At 70.5% G+C, this 16,487-nt stretch carries 19 protein-coding genes and 1 pseudogene; 6 read left to right on the forward strand and 14 right to left on the reverse strand.

Features of this window, described 5'->3' with window-relative positions; all coding sequences use genetic code 11:
• Window positions 1–9 precede the first annotated feature (9 nt).
• The 3 genes and pseudogenes from ACIRC0_RS25005 (at window position 10) to ACIRC0_RS25015 (ending at window position 1,831) form a co-directional block, all read left to right on the forward strand.
• Window positions 10–441 carry an ASCH domain-containing protein gene (locus tag ACIRC0_RS25005; protein ID WP_403619461.1) on the forward strand — a complete coding sequence of 144 codons (432 nt, stop codon included), beginning with the start codon at window positions 10–12 and terminating at the stop codon, window positions 439–441.
• A gap of 125 nt (window positions 442–566) precedes the next feature.
• Window positions 567–776 (forward strand): annotated as a pseudogene (locus tag ACIRC0_RS25010) (glutamate decarboxylase); the annotation flags it as partial.
• A gap of 185 nt (window positions 777–961) precedes the next feature.
• Window positions 962–1,831 carry a class II glutamine amidotransferase gene (locus tag ACIRC0_RS25015; protein WP_403619464.1) on the forward strand — a complete coding sequence of 290 codons (870 nt, stop codon included), beginning with the start codon at window positions 962–964 and terminating at the stop codon, window positions 1,829–1,831.
• Window positions 1,832–2,092: 261 nt separating this feature from the next.
• On the opposite strand, the gene map is transcribed toward ACIRC0_RS25015, so the two are convergent.
• Entirely contained in the window at window positions 2,093–2,860 is a 768-nt protein-coding gene (gene map, locus ACIRC0_RS25020; protein ID WP_403619466.1) for a type I methionyl aminopeptidase, read from the reverse strand.
• 59 nt (window positions 2,861–2,919) lie between these two features.
• On the opposite strand from map, the gene ACIRC0_RS25025 reads away from it, so the two are divergent.
• A complete protein-coding gene (locus tag ACIRC0_RS25025) occupies window positions 2,920–3,195 on the forward strand; it encodes a helix-turn-helix domain-containing protein (protein ID WP_403619469.1) in 276 nt (91 codons plus the stop codon).
• Between the two features lie 20 nt (window positions 3,196–3,215).
• Here the strand turns inward: ACIRC0_RS25025 and ACIRC0_RS25030 are convergent, their stop codons facing one another.
• Window positions 3,216–4,610: an MFS transporter gene (locus ACIRC0_RS25030; protein WP_403619472.1), complete on the reverse strand. Its 1,395-nt coding sequence runs from the start codon at window positions 4,608–4,610 to the stop codon at window positions 3,216–3,218.
• 193 nt (window positions 4,611–4,803) lie between these two features.
• Between ACIRC0_RS25030 and ACIRC0_RS25035 the strand changes: the two genes are divergently transcribed.
• Window positions 4,804–5,370 (forward strand): helix-turn-helix domain-containing protein, encoded by a 567-nt coding sequence (locus ACIRC0_RS25035; protein ID WP_403619475.1) that lies wholly within the window; start codon window positions 4,804–4,806, stop codon window positions 5,368–5,370.
• A gap of 277 nt (window positions 5,371–5,647) precedes the next feature.
• On the opposite strand, the gene ACIRC0_RS25040 is transcribed toward ACIRC0_RS25035, so the two are convergent.
• The 9 genes from ACIRC0_RS25040 to ACIRC0_RS25080 all read right to left on the reverse strand — a co-directional run bounded on the left by ACIRC0_RS25040 (window position 5,648) and on the right by ACIRC0_RS25080 (window position 13,905).
• On the reverse strand, window positions 5,648–6,094 hold the full coding sequence (locus tag ACIRC0_RS25040) for a Fur family transcriptional regulator (protein ID WP_403619478.1): 447 nt from the start codon (window positions 6,092–6,094) through the stop codon (window positions 5,648–5,650).
• Window positions 6,091–6,960: a metal ABC transporter permease gene (locus ACIRC0_RS25045; RefSeq protein ID WP_403619481.1), complete on the reverse strand. Its 870-nt coding sequence runs from the start codon at window positions 6,958–6,960 to the stop codon at window positions 6,091–6,093. Before ACIRC0_RS25045 ends, ACIRC0_RS25040 begins: the two co-directional genes overlap by 4 nt.
• Window positions 6,957–7,865, reverse strand: a complete 909-nt coding sequence (locus ACIRC0_RS25050; RefSeq protein ID WP_403619484.1) for a metal ABC transporter permease — start codon at window positions 7,863–7,865, stop codon at window positions 6,957–6,959. Before ACIRC0_RS25050 ends, ACIRC0_RS25045 begins: the two co-directional genes overlap by 4 nt.
• Window positions 7,852–8,790 carry a metal ABC transporter ATP-binding protein gene (locus tag ACIRC0_RS25055; RefSeq protein WP_403619486.1) on the reverse strand — a complete coding sequence of 313 codons (939 nt, stop codon included), beginning with the start codon at window positions 8,788–8,790 and terminating at the stop codon, window positions 7,852–7,854. The genes ACIRC0_RS25050 and ACIRC0_RS25055 overlap by 14 nt, the downstream gene beginning before the upstream one ends.
• 9 nt (window positions 8,791–8,799) lie before the next feature.
• Window positions 8,800–9,777: a metal ABC transporter solute-binding protein, Zn/Mn family gene (locus ACIRC0_RS25060; RefSeq protein ID WP_403619489.1), complete on the reverse strand. Its 978-nt coding sequence runs from the start codon at window positions 9,775–9,777 to the stop codon at window positions 8,800–8,802.
• A 324-nt stretch (window positions 9,778–10,101) separates the two neighbouring features.
• On the reverse strand, window positions 10,102–10,494 hold the full coding sequence (locus tag ACIRC0_RS25065; protein WP_403619492.1) for an SCO5389 family protein: 393 nt from the start codon (window positions 10,492–10,494) through the stop codon (window positions 10,102–10,104).
• 49 nt (window positions 10,495–10,543) lie between these two features.
• The gene (locus tag ACIRC0_RS25070) at window positions 10,544–11,503 is read right to left on the reverse strand and encodes an ATP-binding protein (protein WP_403619495.1); all 960 of its coding nucleotides are present in this window, start codon (window positions 11,501–11,503) and stop codon (window positions 10,544–10,546) included.
• A 409-nt stretch (window positions 11,504–11,912) separates the two neighbouring features.
• The gene (locus ACIRC0_RS25075; protein ID WP_403619498.1) at window positions 11,913–12,395 is read right to left on the reverse strand and encodes a nuclear transport factor 2 family protein; all 483 of its coding nucleotides are present in this window, start codon (window positions 12,393–12,395) and stop codon (window positions 11,913–11,915) included.
• Between the two features lie 499 nt (window positions 12,396–12,894).
• Complete coding sequence (locus ACIRC0_RS25080) at window positions 12,895–13,905, reverse strand: NADP-dependent oxidoreductase (RefSeq protein ID WP_403620307.1); 1,011 nt, start codon at window positions 13,903–13,905, stop codon at window positions 12,895–12,897.
• Window positions 13,906–14,016: 111 nt separating this feature from the next.
• On the opposite strand from ACIRC0_RS25080, the gene ACIRC0_RS25085 reads away from it, so the two are divergent.
• Window positions 14,017–14,607: a TetR/AcrR family transcriptional regulator gene (locus ACIRC0_RS25085; RefSeq protein ID WP_403619501.1), complete on the forward strand. Its 591-nt coding sequence runs from the start codon at window positions 14,017–14,019 to the stop codon at window positions 14,605–14,607.
• A 579-nt stretch (window positions 14,608–15,186) separates the two neighbouring features.
• Here the strand turns inward: ACIRC0_RS25085 and ACIRC0_RS25090 are convergent.
• The 3 genes from ACIRC0_RS25090 to ACIRC0_RS25100 all read right to left on the reverse strand — a co-directional run bounded on the left by ACIRC0_RS25090 (window position 15,187) and on the right by ACIRC0_RS25100 (window position 16,475).
• Window positions 15,187–15,600 (reverse strand): DUF5994 family protein, encoded by a 414-nt coding sequence (locus tag ACIRC0_RS25090; RefSeq protein ID WP_403619504.1) that lies wholly within the window; start codon window positions 15,598–15,600, stop codon window positions 15,187–15,189.
• 218 nt (window positions 15,601–15,818) lie between these two features.
• On the reverse strand, window positions 15,819–16,118 hold the full coding sequence (locus tag ACIRC0_RS25095) for an SCO5918 family protein (RefSeq protein ID WP_403619506.1): 300 nt from the start codon (window positions 16,116–16,118) through the stop codon (window positions 15,819–15,821).
• A 21-nt stretch (window positions 16,119–16,139) separates the two neighbouring features.
• A complete protein-coding gene (locus ACIRC0_RS25100) occupies window positions 16,140–16,475 on the reverse strand; it encodes a hypothetical protein (RefSeq protein WP_403619509.1) in 336 nt (111 codons plus the stop codon).
• Between the last annotated feature and the right edge of the window lie 12 nt (window positions 16,476–16,487).

Raw genomic sequence — 16,487 nt, forward strand, 5'->3', positions numbered from 1 at the left:
CCTCTCCCGATGGGACATGACGACCTTCCGACTCTCGAACTCGCCTTTCCTGGTCCGGAACGTGATCGTGGCGTCGCGGCGATCTTGAGCGGTCAGAAGACCGCGCTCACGGGCCTCCTGGAGATTTACGAGCACGCCGGAGAGGCGGTGCCGCAGACCGGCCAGCGGTTCTCGGTGCTCGATTCCGAGGGTTGTCCGGCCGTCACGATCGAGCTCGTCGACGTCCGGGTCGTTCCCATGAAGGAGATCGACGATGACTTCGCCCGAGCCGAGGGGCGCGGCTACTCCGACGCGGCACAGTGGCGGGCAGCCCACGAGGAGTTCTTCCGGGGCGACGGCGTGAGCGAGTTCTTGGGTCGTACCCCCGTCATCGACGATGACACTCTTGTCGTTGCTGAACGCTTTCGGGTGGTCGAGCCCGACGACCCGCGTAATCGGTGAGATCGCATCCGACTCGGTGCGTCGGCCGGGATACGCCCAGCCGCCGGTCTGCCTGGTTCGCGGCTCCCCGGTGGGGGAACTCTCGCTGCGGCCGTACCAACCGAAGCAGAGAGGCCCGGGCGCGTATGCCGATGCAGCGCCATGACCGCGGTGAGAGCAGGGACCTCGAGATCAACCCGGTCTTCAGCCGTGAGCCCGTCCGGGTGCCCCGGCATGCGATGCCGGACGGGGAGATGGAACCGGACACCGCCTACCAGGTGGGGCACGACGAGCTGATCCTCGACGGCAATGCCCGGCAGAACCTGGCGACGTTCTCTGCGCCGCATCCTGCCCCGCCTTGACAAGCAGGGTGAGCCGCACCGCGACGCCGACGACGCGGGTGCGTTCGCCCCTGGCGCGGAGACCAAGAACCCCCGGCGCCCGGGCCGTCACTGACCAGGGTCCACGACTTCCCGAACCTGTACGCCGACCACCCGACACCGGCGGCGGGCCGCCCGTCCGCCGTTTCGAGGAGGAAGCCATGTGCCGCCTGTTCGGTCTCAGCAGCGCTCCGCGGCGCGCCCACGCCACCTTCTGGTTGCTGGACGCCCCCGACAGTCTCAGCCGACAGAGCCACCGCGAACCGGACGGTACCGGCCTGGGGTACTTCGCCGCCGACGGCACCCCGCGCGTCGACAAGGCACCCATCGCGGCGTACCAGGACCGGGCCTTCGCCCAGGAGGCCCGGCAGGAGGAGTCGGCGACCTTCCTGGCCCATGTGCGCTTCGCCTCCACCGGCAGCCTGGACACCCGCAACACCCACCCCTTCGAGCAGGACGGGCGGCTCTTCGCACACAACGGGGTCATCGAGGGGCTCGACAAGCTCGATGACCACCTCGGCGAGGACCGGTCGCTGGTCCAGGGCGACACCGATTCCGAGCGGTTCTTCGCCCTGATCACCCGGGAGACCCACAAGCACGACGGTGACGCCTCTGCGGGTATCGAGCAGGCGGCCCGTTGGATCGCCGGGAATCTCCCCGTCTACGCCCTGAACCTGATCCTCATCACCTCCGACGAGCTATGGGCGCTGCGCTATCCGGACACCCATGATCTGTACGTCCTCGAGCGTCAGGCGGGCGGCCAGTACGGCAGCCGGCATCTCGATCACAGTGGCAGCCACGGCCGCATGCGCATCCACTCCGAGCGCCTGGCCGACCACCCCGCCGTCGTCGTCGCCAGCGAACGCATGGACGACAACCCCCACTGGCGCGAGATGCAGCCCGGCGAACTTCTTCACGTCGGCCCCGACCTGCGCACCACCCACCGGATGATCCTGCCCGACGCCCCGGCACACCAGCTCAGCCTCAACGACCTGCGCCCCGACGCCGCCGCGTCCCAGAACGCCACCTGACGCGGGGATGTGACCCGCCTCCTCAGCCCACCGGCGAGAAGTGTCCTGATCACCGTCCGTCGACAGCGAGCAGGCCGCGTTCCTCGACGGCTCGCAGGGAGAGCGTCTTGTATCCGGTCCCCGCTGCTGCGGCCCGGCGCTGACAGGAGGTGGGCGCAAACCCCGCGGGTCGCAGGGTCGTACGGCCACACGGCACCCCCGCGTCCCGCCCGTCCGGCTGGTGGGGCGGAGCACGGGCCCGTCCGCTGGTGGGCGCTGGGATCAGGGCAGGGTCAGGATGCGGGGGCCCTGGTCGGTGATGGCGACGGTGTGTTCGATGTGGGCGGCCCTGCTGCCGTCGGTGGTGCGCAGGGTCCAGCCGTCGGTGTCGGTGCGGTAGGTGTCCTGTCCGCCGGCCATGAGCATGGGTTCGATGGCGAGGACCAGGCCGTGGCGGAGGGGGAAACCGCGGCCGGGGCGGCCACGGTTGGGCACGTGAGGGTCCTCGTGCATGCGGCGGCCGATGCCGTGGCCGCCGAAGTCTGCGGGCATCCCGCAGCCCGCCTTGCGGGCGACGGTGCCGATGGCGTGGGAGATGTCGCCGATGCGGCTGCCCACCTGGGCGGCGGCGATGCCGGCGTCGAGGGCCTGCCGGGTGGCGTCGATCAGGTCCACGTCGGAGGGGCGCGGGGTTCCGACGGTGAAGGTGATGGCGGCGTCGCCCGTCCAGCCGTCGAGCTGGGCGCCGCAGTCGATGCTCACCAGATCGCCGTCCCTCAGGCGGTAGTTGGTGGGGATGCCGTGGACCACGGCGTCGTTGACCGAGGTGCAGATCACCGCGGGGAAGGGGGTCGGGGCGAAGGACGGCCGGTACCCGAGGAAGGGCGAGCTGGCTCCGGCCTTGGCGAGGACGGCGCGGGCCGCCTCGTCGAGTTCCCGCAGGGACACCCCTACCCGGGCTGCTTCCCGGGCGGCGGCCAGCGCCTGGGCCACCACGCGTCCGGCTTCCCGCATCGCGACCAACGCGGCATCGGTCTTGATCTCCACCATGTGCTCTGATTCCCAACCCGAGTAGACCCAATACTTATACCGGTATTAGTATCACGGTCATGGTGAGGACTCCACTGACTCCGTGGGAACGGGAACGCGGCGAGCGGTTCGGCGCGCTGCTGCGTCAGGCACGCGGCGACCGGAGCATGACGGAGGTGGCCGCGGCGGCAGGGGTCTCCGCAGAGACGCTGCGCAAGATCGAGACAGGCAGGGCTCCCACACCAGCCTTCTTCACGGTCGCGGCTCTGGCCGCCGCGCTCCAGGTGTCCCTGGACGAGCTGGCGGCCGCCTGCGCACACGATCCGGACTGGCAGGAGCCGGCGCTCTCGGCCTGAGAGCAAAGGTCAGCGCCGGGCTAGGTACGTCGGTGACGGTGACCTGCTCGGCTCGGTCGTTGTGCGGGCCGTCGCGACTCGTGGTCGGTCTGGTCCGGGGGCTCATCGAGCCGCCGTCGTGGGTGTCCTCGGCCGCGATGCGTGGACCACGAGGAACAGGAAGAGTCCGCAGGCGGCCACCAGGATCCATCCCGGACGGGACGCGTGGCGAGCCCCGCCGGGCTGGTCCCCGCGACCAGTCCGCCGGCGATGGCGATGCCGAGCGCGGAGCCGACCTGGCGGGCGGTGGAGGTGATCGCTCCGGCAACGCCGGCACGGGCCTGAGGAAGCCCGCTGACCGCGGTGTTCGTGATGGGCGCGTTGGCGAAGCCGAACCCGATGCCTATGAGCAAGTAGGCCAAGAGCAGCAGGAGCACGTTCGTACCCTGGTCGAGTCCGACCAGGCACAGTCCGCCCGCCGTGATGAAGCCACCGGCCAGGACGAGCGGCAGCCGCGGTCCGCTGCGCCCGACCAGCCGGCCCGACAGCGGGGCGCAGACGGTCGCTCCGACAGCCATGGGCAAGGTCGCCACCCCGGCGGCCAGTGGCGTCCACCCCCGAGTCTGTTGGAAGTACAGGGTGTTGAGCAGCAGTGTCACGTTCAGGGCGACGAAGACCGCCACGGCGCCCAGGACCGCGCTGCTGAAGACCGGACGCCGGAAGAGGCGCGGATCCATCAGCGGCTCGCTTCGACGGCACTCGGCCTTCACGAATCCGGCCGCCGCCATGCCGGTGACCGCGTAGGCGGCCAGCGCGGCGGGCGATGTCCACCCGATGCGCGGCCCTTCGATGAGGACGCCGACCAGGACGCCGATCACCACGGTCAGCAGGGTCTGACCCGGGATGTCGAGCCGCCGCGCCCGCTGCCCACGGGACTCCGGCACGAACAGCGCGCTGAGCACAAGGGCGGCGACGATGACCGGCGCGTTGACCCAGAACACCGACCGCCAGCCGAACCCCGCGATCAGAGCGCCGCCCGTGACCGGGCCGGCTGCCATGCTGAGCCCGAAGACCGAGGCCCAGACACCGATCGCCTGCGCTCGCTCCCTCGGGTCGGGCATCGCGTTGACCACGATCGCGAGAGCCACGGGGCTGAGCATCGAGGCGCCGATCCCCTGGACTGCACGGGCCGCGATGAGCGCGCCCACCGAAGGGGCCAGCGCGCAGAGCAGCGAGGCCGTGCCGAAGACGGCCAGACCGCACTGGAACACCCGTCGGCGCCCGAACCGGTCCGCCAACGCACCGGAGGAGATCAGGAGACTGGCCAGGACGAGGGTGTACGCGTCCACGGTCCATTCAAGATCGCGGGTCCCCGCACCCAGGCCACGCCCGATGGCGGGCAGACCCACGTTGACGATGGTGGTGTCCAGTCCCACCAGGAACATGCTCAGGCAGCAGACGGCCAGCACCGTCCAGCGTCTGCGCGCACTGAGAAGGGGCTGAACAGGGTGAGTCGTAGCGACCACGGCGTACCTCTCGCATCCGGGAGCATCAGAGCATCTGCGGTCATGCTCGGCCCGGACGACGACCGGCACCCAGTAGATTTGCGGAGACTGCAAACTGGACCCCGTGGACGCGGAACTGGAACAGATACTCGACGGCATCGGGCCACGGCTGCGTACGCTGCGCCGGGACCGTGGACTCACGCTGGAGGCGCTTGCGGCGACGACCGGTATGTCGGTGAGCACGTTGTCCCGCCTCGAGTCGGGCAAACGGCGCCCGACCCTCGACCTGCTCATACCGCTGGCGCGTGCGCACCGCGTCGCGCTGGACCAACTGGTGGCTGCGCCGGCCAGCGGTGACCCGCGGGTGCATCTACGGCCAGTGCGCCACGGGCGCGGGAACGTCCTCGTGCCCCTGACGCAGTACCCGGGCCGAGTGCAGGTGTTCAAGCAGGTACTGGCCCCTCGCGAGCCGAAGCCGGTGACCCACGACGGCTACGAGTGGCTCTACGTCCTCGCCGGCGAACTGCGGGTCATCCTGGGGGAACGCGACTTCACCCTCCGGCCCGGCGAGGTCGCCGAGTTCGACACCCGGGGACCGCACTGGTTCGGGCCGGCGAACGGCAAGGACGTGGAGATCCTGCACCTGTTCGGACCACGGGGCGACCAGCCTGTCGTCCGCGCGCGACCGTGAGCCGCTGATCTGCGGGAAGCTGGGCGCGGCGGCGTGCTGGTGAGCCCGGCAAGTACGGGCGTCGGCTGGTGGCCCGACTGCGCGCCGCGCGTGGCGTCGACGTTGAGGTTCCAGGGGGTGATCAGTTCATTCGCGTCGGCGTTGGCCCGCGGCTGGTGTGGATACGTTGCCAGGCTGCCCGTAGTCAGCCGGCTGGACGACGGGTGCGGCCGGCTGCGACCGACTTCAACGGACGTCAGTCCCCCCGGCGCGTGCACCCCTCGGCCGCCGCATGCCCTCAGCCGCAGTCGGGGCACACTCCGGAGAGTTCGACCGTGTGCCGGACGTTTGCGAAGCCGGAGTCCTGGGCGATGGCGTCGGCCCAGTCCTCGATCGGGCCGGAGTCGACGGGGCGGCTCAGACCACATTCCGTGCAGATGAGGTAGTGGCGGTGGTCGGGTCCGGGACGGTAGCGGAAAAGGCGTTCACCGCCTGCGTCGCGGACCAGGTCGGCCCGGCCCGCGTCGGCCAGGCGGGTCAGGGTGCGGTAGACCGTGGACAGGCCGACCGGTGTGCCGTTGGCGGCGAGTTGAGCGTGGAGGGCCTGGGCGCCGACGAAGCCGTCGGCCCGGATGAGCGCCTTGAGGACGACGGAGCGCTGGTGAGTGTGGCGGCCGATCAGCGCCACTTCAGCGGGGGTGCGTTGCCGGGTGCGTGCCATCAGCCTGCCTCGCTCGGTACTCATGCGCCGGTGGGGACAGCGGGTCGTGCGCGGGGACCTTGGGCGGGCCGTCGGATCAGGAACGTGGCGGCGTAGACGGCGGTGGCGACGGCCATGATGACGAAACTCGGCGGCATGTTCGGCACGGCGTAGGAGGCGAACAGCCCCGCCCACATCTCCAGCACGGCCAGCCCGGTGGACAGGGCAAGCCCCCGGTATGGCCGGTCGGCGAGCCGGATGGCGGCGCCTGCGGGGGCGGCGAGCAGGCCGAGCAGGAGCAGGGAGCCGACGGCCTGGGTCGCCTCGGCGGCGCTGATGCCGGCGAGGGCGAGGAAGGCGTAGCCGAGGAGGCGGACGGGGACCCCACGTGCGGCGGCCACGGCCTCGTCGAGGGTGGCGAACAGCAGCGGCCGGGCGATCAGGACCATCAGCAGAGCGACTCCGGCGGCCACGAGGGTGGCGACGACCGCGCTGCTGGTGGAGATGCCGAAGACGGAGCCGAACAGCACGCTGATGCCGGCGGTGCCGTCGGTGGTGCTGCGGGAGGTCGTGTAGAGGGTGATGAAGAAGGCGCCCAGGCCCAGGATCCAGGAGAAGACGCTGCCTATGACCACGTCGTCGGGGCGTGCCCGGCGGCCGAGGGTGCCGAAGAGCAGCGCGCCGGCGATGGTGGCGGCGAACAGCCCCAGGCGCAGGTCGTAGCCGAAAGCGAGGGCGGCCATCGCGCCGGTGAAGGCGACGTGGCTGAGCGCGTCACCGGTGAAGACCTGGGCGCGCAGGACCAGGAAGTAGCCGACCAGCCCGCAGGCGGCGGCGATCGCGGTCCCGGCGAGGAAGGCGTGCAGCAGGAAGGGCTGGGACAGCGGGGAGACGGCGAGCAGGAAGGTCATGCCGTCACCTCCCCGGCGGCGGTCGAGGCCACGGCCCGGCGGCCGAGCACCGCGTGCAGCGAGCGCCGGCCCAGCGCGAGCAGGTATCCGGCGAAGGCGATGGTCGTCACGAAGAAGCCCAGGGGATACGGCGAGTAGTAGGCGGCGATCAGCCCGAGCCAGGTGGCGGCGAACGCCAGCAGTACGGCCAGGGCCAGGCTCGGGCCCGGTCGGGCGGTGAGGACCTGCGCGGTGGCGGCCGGGATCACCATCAGGGCGAAGACCAGAAGGGTTCCGGTGATCTGGCTCGCCCCGGCGGTGGCCGCCCCGAGCAGGATGAGGAAGACCACCGACAGCGCCCGGACCGGCACCCCGCGTCCGGCGGCCACCTGGGGGTCGACGGACGCGAACAGCAACGGCCGTCCGATCACCGCCAGCACGGCAAGCACCACCGCCCCGACCGCCGTCAACACGGTCACCTGCGACGACGTGATGCCCAGGAAGGTGCCGAAGAGGATGGTCTGCGGCCCCTCCAACAGTCCCCGGTACAGGGCGGTGAACAAGAATCCGGACGCGAGCAGGAACGCCTGCACGGTCCCGGTCAGCGCGGACTCCTCGTGGTCACCGCCGCCGCGCAGGGCCGCGATGACCACCGCGGCGGCCACGCACAGCGTGAAGTACCCGTAGACCGCGCTCACCCCGAGCAGGAGCGCCCCGGCCGCGCCGGGGAAGGCGACCGCGGAGACGGTGTGCGCGGCGAACGTCTGCCGCCGCAGCACCACGAACCACCCCACGACCGCGGAGACCACGGACACGACCGCGCCCGCGCGGAACGCGTTGACCATGAAGGGGTACGACCACATCTCCTGGAAGTCAGTGAGGAGGTTCCAGGACCAGGCCGGTGCCCCGGTCTCAGCGAGCACCATGACCGCTCCCTGGGGTGTCGTGCCGATCGGTGTGCGGCGCGGGTGCTTCCGGCTGGCCCACCACGACCAGCCGGCCGTCCGAAGTCCGCAGCACCTCGACCGGCGTGCCGTACAGCCGCGTCAGCGTCTCGGAGGTGATGACCTCGCCCGGGCTGCCGGCGGCGGCCCCGCCCTCGGCCAGGTACACCACCCGGTCCAGGTGGTGCAGTATCGGGTTCACATCATGGGCGACCATGACCACCGACACGCCCTCCTGGTGGCAGATGCGCCCGATCAGCGCGGCCACCGCGCTCTGGTTGGGCAGGTCGAGGCTGTCCAACGACTCGTCCAGCAGAAGCAGCTCGGGCCTGCGGACCAGGGCCTGGGCGATCAGTAGCCGCTGTTGCTCGCCACCGGAACACTGCCCGATGGGTCGGTTCGCGTACGCCGACGCCCCGACCAGCTCGATCACCTCGTCCACCCGCGCGCGGGCGGCCCGCCGACGCACGCTCGGAAACGGCGGCGGAACCCCCCACCGGTCGCCGTCCAGACCCATGCGCACCACATCCACCCCACGGATCCGCAGGGAGGCGTCGAAACCGTGACGCTGCGGCAGGTAGCCGATGCGGTCGCCGGCCTGCCCGGGCCGGACGCCGAGCACCCGCACCTCACCGGCCGCGGCGGGCCGGGCGCCGAGCAGCACCTTGAGCATGGTGGACTTGCCGACGCCATTGGGCCCGAGGACGGCGGTGAACTCGCCCACCCCGATGCGAAGGTCCACGCCCGACCACAACGTACGGCCGCCGACCCGCACGGCGGCGTCGCGCAGGGCGACCACCGGGCCGCTTCCGCTCTCTGGTCCGGTGTCGTGGCCGCCCGCGCGGCGGTTGGGGACGGTGTGTCCGCTGTGGGTGACGGCTTCGCGGGCCTTCGCTATCGGGTTCATGGCGTCAGCTCACTTCCCGGTGGCCTTGGCCAGGGCCTGCTCGATGCCCCGCAGTTCTGCGCTCTGCCACTGCTGGAAGCCGGCGCCCGCGGGGGTGAGGGTCTCGGTGACGGTGGCGACCGGGATGCCTTCCGCCTTGGCCTCCTTGACCTGCGCCTGGACGTCCGGCGTGGAGTTCTGGGAGTTGTAGACGTAGATCTTGATCTTCTTGTCCTTGATCTGCTGGTCGATGACGGCCTTGTCCTTGGCCGTGGGGTCCGAACCCTCGCTCATCGCGTCCAGGAATGTCTGCGGGGTGAGCATCTTCAGCCCCAGGCCCTCGGCGAGCGGCATGACGATGGACTCCGAGGCGCCGATCGGGGTTCCCGCGTACTTCGCCCTGATGTCGGCGATGAGCTTGTTGTACCCGGCCAGCGTCCTCGTCTCGAAGGTCGTCTTCTGCTGGTCGAAGTACGCGGCGTCGGCCGGGTCGATCTTCTTGTAGTCGGCGGTGATCCTCTCGATCACCTTGTGGACGTCGTCCGGTGAGTACCAGCGGTGGGGGTTGCCGCCCGGCTTGATGCCGACCAGGTCGCCGACCTTCAACTCGGTGCGTCCGCTTCCGGGGTTGGCGGCCAGGAGCTTGTCAGCCCACGCGTCGTAGCCGATGCCGTTGACGATCGCGTACTGGGCGCCGGCCACGGTGCGGGCGTCGGCAGCGGTCGGCTCGTAGTCGTGCGGGTCGGTGTCGGGGTTGGTGATGATGCTGGTCACCTTCACATGGCTGCCACCGAGCTGCGAGGCGATGCTGCCCCAGAAGTTCTCCGCCGCCACCACCTGAATCGTCTTGCCCGAGCCGCTGCCGCTGCTGGTCCCGGTGGTGTTGCCGGCGGCGTTCGAGGAGGAGGTCGAGCAGGCGGTCGCCGTCGCCGCCGTCAGGGCGGCGGTCGCTGCGACGAGCGCGAGCCTCACGGACGGTGGGGCGGAACGTGCCGGGACGGCGGACATGTTGGAGCTCCTTCGGGCGGTGCCGGACGCGAAACGGACACGCGTCGGCAGTGGGTCACAGCACTCACCCTAGATAGAAACGATTTTCATCTCAATGACAGTTGAAAACCGTTGCCACCTTTTGACCGACCTCCCAGGGCTCGGGGCTGTCGCCACTGGTGGCGACAGCCCCGAGCCTGAAGAGGTTTTCTGCTCACGCGACCCCCCGGAAGCTGCCTCCACCGCGGTACGACTGCGACAGGTGCTGGCGCCCGGAGCGGAGGTCGCGTCCGGAGTACGGGGTAGCTGCGATCGTCGTCGCGATCCGCCGACGCTGTCAGCGGCTCAGCAGTCGCGGAACTCCGGCGACTGGTTCAGGACCTGCGCACGCAGAGATGTGAAGCGGGTGTGGGTCTCGCCGCCCCGTGCCTCGGGGTGGAAGGCGGCGACGCGGTGGCAGTTCTGGAAGGCGAGGGCAATGCCGAAGTGGCGCTCGAGGCTACCGCGGATGGCGTCGCTGGACAGCGCGCGCAGCAGCTGGCCACGTTCCTTCTCCGAGGGAGGCGGGGTCTGGTTGTCGGCGAACTCCGCGGTGCCGGAGCGCAGTTCCGTGGCCAGACGGGCGATGAGGTCGTAGGCGTACGGCAGGGACGTGCGGACCGTATCCACGAAGTCCTGCTCCCGCACTTCGCCCATCTCGGCTTCGGCGAGCAGCTGCGGGGAGACGTCGAGCGACATGAAGGGCCGTCCTGTTCTGTGACTGTGTTCTTGAGGTGGTGGTGGGAGGTCAGGCGAGAGCGGTCAGTGCCGTGGGGCCGTGCTGGAAGTCGGGGTCGACCTGGGCGGCGAGGTCCTGGCCGGTGGCCTCGTCGGCCCAGGCGGTGGCGTTGCGCAGGTGGAACTCGACGGCGCACTCCTGGAAGGCGGCCCAGTCCTTGGGGCGAGCGTCGACGGCCGCGCGCAGCCGGTCCAGCGTGCGGGTGTTGTGAGGTTCCAGCTCGGCGTGGCCGCGGCCCTGCTCTTGGGCCCGCACGCAAGAGGAGTGCACGCAGTGGGCGATCAGGTCGTCGCCGACGTGCTCCTTGAGGAACAGCAGGTCGTCCTCACCTGTGACCTTGTTGCCGACGACGGCGACTGGGACGCCGAACGCGGCCGCGTGGTCGCGGTACTGGCGATAGACGGAGACACTCTTCCGGGTCGGCTCGACGACCAGGAACGTCATGTCGAAGCGGGTGAACAGCCCGGAGGCGAAAGCGTCGGCGCCGGCGGTCATGTCGACGACGACGTACTCGCCGGGGCCGTCGACCAGGTGGTTGAGGTAGAGCTCGACCGCGCCGAGCTTGGAGTGGTAGCAGGCCACGCCGAGATCCCTCTCGTCGAAGGCGCCGGTGACCATGAGCGGTACGCCGTCGACCTCCTGGACGTGGCGGGAGTGGACCTCGTCCTCGCCCAGCAGTCGCAGCAGGCGGGAGCCGCGGCCGGGCGGGGTCGTCTTGACCATGGCGTCGCGGGACGGGACGCGCGGGTTGGTGCCCCGAAGGTAGTCCTTGATCTCGCCGATCCGCGCGCTGAGCGGCGGCGCGGTGAAGAACTCGTCGTCACCGAGACCGAGGGCGTACGCCAGGTGCTGGTTGATGTCACCGTCGATGGCGACGACCGGCGCGCCCGAGCGCGCCAGGTGACGGGAGAAGAGAGCCGACAGGGTCGTCTTGCCGCTGCCGCCCTTGCCTACGAACGCGACACGCACGGCCAACCCCTCTTATTGAAAATGGAAGTCATGAGCATAGGCTGGCGATGAGGCAGGGCGGTGTCAAATCACTCGCATCGCAACTCGGCCGGTCACGCACGCCAGTTGGGTGACCCGTGGCGCAAATGGGGGATCCGTCCGAACATCGGACCCGGCCGTGCCGGTAGATCCGGCCGCGGTGTCGGTGGAGACCGGGCTCGCGGACGTCATCGCCCTCCAGCGGCGTCGCGAGGCTCGGATCTCGACGCACGACGAGGAGACCTTCTTCCTCTACACGCCGTCCGAGTCTCAGTGGGCGCGGGACGCGGCCGGATTGGCCGCGCCGACGTCGGACGGCCTGATCAGGCCGGGCTGGACCATGGGGTCGGGGCGAAGTGGAGGTTGGGCTCGGCCGGTTGGCCGCTGGGCTTCATGCGGCGTTGTCCAGACCGACGAACAGCTTCGCGATGCGCCACTCGCCTTCGGCGTGCTGCAGCGTGAACGTGTAGAAACCGGTCGCGATCACGTTCGAGGCTCCGCCTGCGTTCGACGTCAGCATCAGGTAGGCCCACACCACTGCCGTGTCGGCGTCCGCACGGTGGAAGACCATGTTGATCAGGTTGTGCCTTCGCTGCTCGGTTTGCGCTTCCGTTGCATCGCGCACCAGGCCGAGAATCGCCGCGCGTCCGACGAAGGGGCCCTGCTCGACCTCACCGGCGATGGCGACCGTCCAGGTGGCGTCTTCGGTCAGAACGCCAGCCAAAGTCCCCAGATCTCCGTGATCCAGGGCGAAGGCGTAGCGTGCCAGCGTCTGCTGGACGGCGAGCCGCCCTTCAGGGGCGAGATCCACCTCTCCCGCCGGCGTGGTGTTCAGGTGGCTGCTTCCCCAGCCGAAAGCCGCAGTCGTCGTCATGGCAAACCTCGCTCGTGCTCGGTTGTCGGGTGGAAGATCGGGCGCGCACAGCGACAGCGGCCACCCGGCGTTCGCCAGGGGTGGAGGGCGTGCCGTGAGCGGCGCGCCGTCCTGCGACCGGCCGCTCCACCGTCAGGACGCCGGACCGCTGCCGCCGACGACGGCGATGTGCCGGCCGGTCATGTCGGCCGGTGATGCAGGCCGGTGATGTCGCCGTTCCGCCGGCATCGGGAATGCGACCGTCTCGGCATCTCCTGCGGCGGGGGCGGCGGCCCCCCCCCCCGGGGGGGGGGGGCCGCCCCCCCCCCCCCGGGGGGGCCCCCCCCCCCCCCCCCCCGGGGGGGGCCCCCCCCCCCCCCCCGGGGGGGCCGCGCCCCGCCGCAGCGAGCATCGCGACCGCCTTGGCCGCCAGACGCGCCCCAAGCTCTCCGCGTCGGGAGCTCGATGGCCGTCGATGCCCCTCGGACGGCACCGGACGCCTCGGGGAAACGGATCGTGCCTAAGCGACCGTGAGTACGATCTTTCCCTGGATGTGCCCTCGGGCGGCGCGTTCGTGCGCTGCTCGTGCGTCCGCGAGCGCAAACGTGCTGTCGATCGCTACGCGGACCGTACCCGCGTCGAGCAGGCGCCCCAGTTCGGCGAGCTGCGCGCCGTTCGAGCGGACCTGCGCGGTCGAGACCGTGACGCCCAGCTTCGCGGTCTCTGCTTCGTCGAAGTCCCCGGGAAACACGGGGAACAGGGCGCCGCCGCGCTTGAGCGTACGCAGGAAACGCTCGCTGTCGGGGCCACCGACGGTGTCGAGAACGAGGTCGACGTCGTGCACGAGTTCCTCAGGACGACTCTTGGTGTAGTCGATGAACTCGTCGGCGCCCAGTTCGCGCAGGAACGATTCGTGCGCGCCCGATGCCACGGCGATGACACGTGCACCCTTCCACTTCGCCAGCTGTAGCGCGAAGTGCCCCACGCCCCCCGCGGCGCCGTTGATGAGCACCGTCGTGTCGGCGTCGAGTGCCGTCGGGCGATGCCGTGCCTCCTGGAAGGGCGAGGGATGATCGTGTCCGAGTTCGATCAGGAACTGCCACGAGGTGAGCCCGGCCATGGGCGCCCCGGCGGCGTGCACGTGATCGATACCGGCCGGCTTGCGGGCGAGGTCCGACGCGGGCGCGGCCACGTACTCCGCATACGCCCTGCCGTCGAAGCTGGGAAAACGCAGAAGACCGAAGACTTCATCCCCTACGGCGAGGCCGTCCACGTCCGCGGCGACGGCCTCGACGACGCCCGACACGTCCGTCCCCGGAATCACCGGCAGGCTGACCGTCGATTCCGTCTCCCCGGGCATCCTGGTCAGCCCGCCGCGCAGGTACCAGTCCGGAGGATTGACGCCGACCGCGTGAACGCGAACGAGCACCTCACCCGGCCCCGGCTCGGGAATCGGCACCTCGTCGTAACGCAGAACCTCAGGGCCGCCGTGCTCATGGAGCCGGACCGCCCTCATCGTGTGTGTCGGCATCGTTTTCTCCTGCCCGCGCTGCGGGATACGCTTATTCGGATCAGCGATCCACATAAGTGGACCACTGATCCGAATATATGGACCACTGATCCGGATAGTCAAGAGGGACAGATGCGGGCCGACGCCAGGAAGAACCGCGACCACCTGCTCGCAGTAGCGGGCACCGCCATCACCGAGCAAGGCGTCGACGTGTCACTGCGCGACATCGCGCGCAGGGCCGATGTCGGGCTCGCGACGCTGCTGCGGCACTTCCCGACGCGCGAGGCGCTGCTCGACGCCCTGCTCCGCACGAGCTTCGACGAACTGACCGCAAAGGCAGGCGAGCTCGAGACGTCACGCTCGCCCGAAGACGCTCTCGTTTCGTGGCTACGCGACTGCGTCGCGTGGACGACCGAGTATCGGGGCGTGACCGTGCTGATGGCAGCCGCCATCGAGGACACCGAATCCGCACTCCACGCTTCGTGCGTCACCCTGCGCGCAGCCGGCGCGCGGCTCCTCACGCGTGCCCAGGCCGCGGGCGTGGCACGGAGCGATATCGATGGCGCCGATTTGTTTGCGCTGGTAGCCATGCTCGCTTGGCTCGGCGATCAGCCCTCGCTCGCGCCACGCGCCGATCGCCTCTTCGAGGTTGTCGCGAGGGCGATTCTGACGAACGCAGGGAGCAGCCACGCCGAGGTGGGAACGCCGCCCTCAGTCCCGTAGCTGAAATGGCCGCACGCTGACCAGCGGACTCGGCCGCGCGCTCGGCATGGAGAGGTTCGACGCCAGTTGGCCAACCGGCCGAGGACCGCGGCAACGAGTCGCGCCGCTCGCCGGGAGCACCCCGCGACCGCTGCCCAAGCGGCCGACGAAGGCCGCGGCGCGCAAGCCGATCAGCGCCCTGGCCGGCCCCTGACCGCTCAGCTGAGCGATGCAGCACCCGGCCCTCAGGGACGCCCCTGCACCTTCGCCTGGGCCCACTCGTCACCGAGGCCGACACCGAGGCGTTCTGGGCGTCGCTGCAGGCCGGGACCCCGGCCGGCACGCCCCCGACCGCTCGGGCGAGCCCGGCGTCACGGCAGATCGCCGAACTCCGCCTCCCCCTCCCCCCGGCTCGGCGCTCGCTTGGCACAGTTCCCCGCTGGGCGGTGGTCCCCGGGTAGGAACGCCCAGCGGTTACCGGTGAGCTTCTGCCTCATCCAGGCGCGGGGTGCTTTCGGCCCACGGTGATGTGGCCCAAGCAGAAGGATGCCTGCCGTCCGCAGACGGTGTGAGAGTCCGCACCCGGCCTCTCCCCCGCCCTCAGCGCCCCCAGCGGGCCTCGGCGAGCGCCAGCATGTGGGTGGCCGCCAGGGCGTTCCACGGATCGGCGGCGGTGGACAGCAACCAGCGGGCCGCATCGGCGGGTTGACCGGGCGGCACTACCAGCAACTCCCGGCGCCCCATGAAGCCGCAGTCCAGGGCGATGGTGTGGGCCTCGTTGTCGACGTCCGACAGGGACACTTCGATGACGTGGCCGGGCGCCGGCACCGTACGCGGGGCGTCGGGCCAGGCGGCGGTGTCCACGGTGACGCTGGCGACCGTGCCGAATCCGGGGTCGACCGCGCCGACCAGCGCCGGCAGTTCCAGTTCCAGAGCGTCGCAGCGGGGCCACCAGGCTCCGTCCAGCAGCCCGCGGCCGGCGTCGGAAGTGAGCGTCAGCCGGGGAAGAGGCATCCGGTAGGTGCGTGCCCCAGCGGGGGAAACGTTCTCGAGGGGGCTTCCGTTCGTGACCATACGTGTGATCCCGTCCCGGGCGGCTTCCGGCCGCCCGTTTCCGTCGTTCGCCGGGAACGGCACCGCCGCGGTCGCGTCGCGCGACATGCTCTCGGTGCCGCCACCGTACGTCCGTTTCGAAGCACGAGGTGAGTGCGACCACAACAGGTCCGCGGGAACTAGCCCAGCGGTGTGTCGGCCCAGGGAAGCGACGAAGGGTCAGGGCGGACCTGCGGGCGGACAGCCGGCGCCTGGTAGCAGGTGAAGCCGAGCCGGGTCAGTGCCCTGCTCACCTCAACGGCCGTGAAGTCGCGACGGTCCTGTTTGGTGATGACCTGCCCGACCTGCTTGACCGGATAGGCCCTGCGCGCGATGGTCACGCAGATGCCCACGGCGGGTTCGGGCCGGACGCTCTCCATCGATTGTTCGACCTCGTTCTTCGTCAGGTCGAAGGGGAAACGGGCGATGACACAGCGCATGTGCGCCTCCACGGGGAACGGTCAGGGTGTGACGGTCAGGACGCCCAGGGCGTAGCCCTGCTCGTCGACCACGGGGGACGCGTCCAGCGTCCGGACCCGCATGGCGGCTTCCGCGTCGCTCAGGGCCGACGCGGACGAGGTGAACGGTCCGCGCTCCAGCGGCATGTCCCGCAGCCGGATCCGGTCGCTGTACGAGGAGCCGGCGCGGTGGGCGGTGAGCTGGGCCCTGGTGACCAGCCCGGAGCAGCGGCCGTCGTCGTCCTGCAGGAGCAGGTGGGTGGCGCGCGCGCCGATGAGCACGGACAGTGCCACGTCGACGGTCATGTGATCGTCTATCTGGAGTCCGGGAGCGCCCATGGCGTCGCGGGC

The sequence above is a fragment of the Streptomyces sp. NPDC093984 genome, assembly GCF_044764595.1.
Taxonomy (GTDB): Bacteria; Actinomycetota; Actinomycetes; order Streptomycetales; family Streptomycetaceae; genus Streptomyces; species Streptomyces cynarae.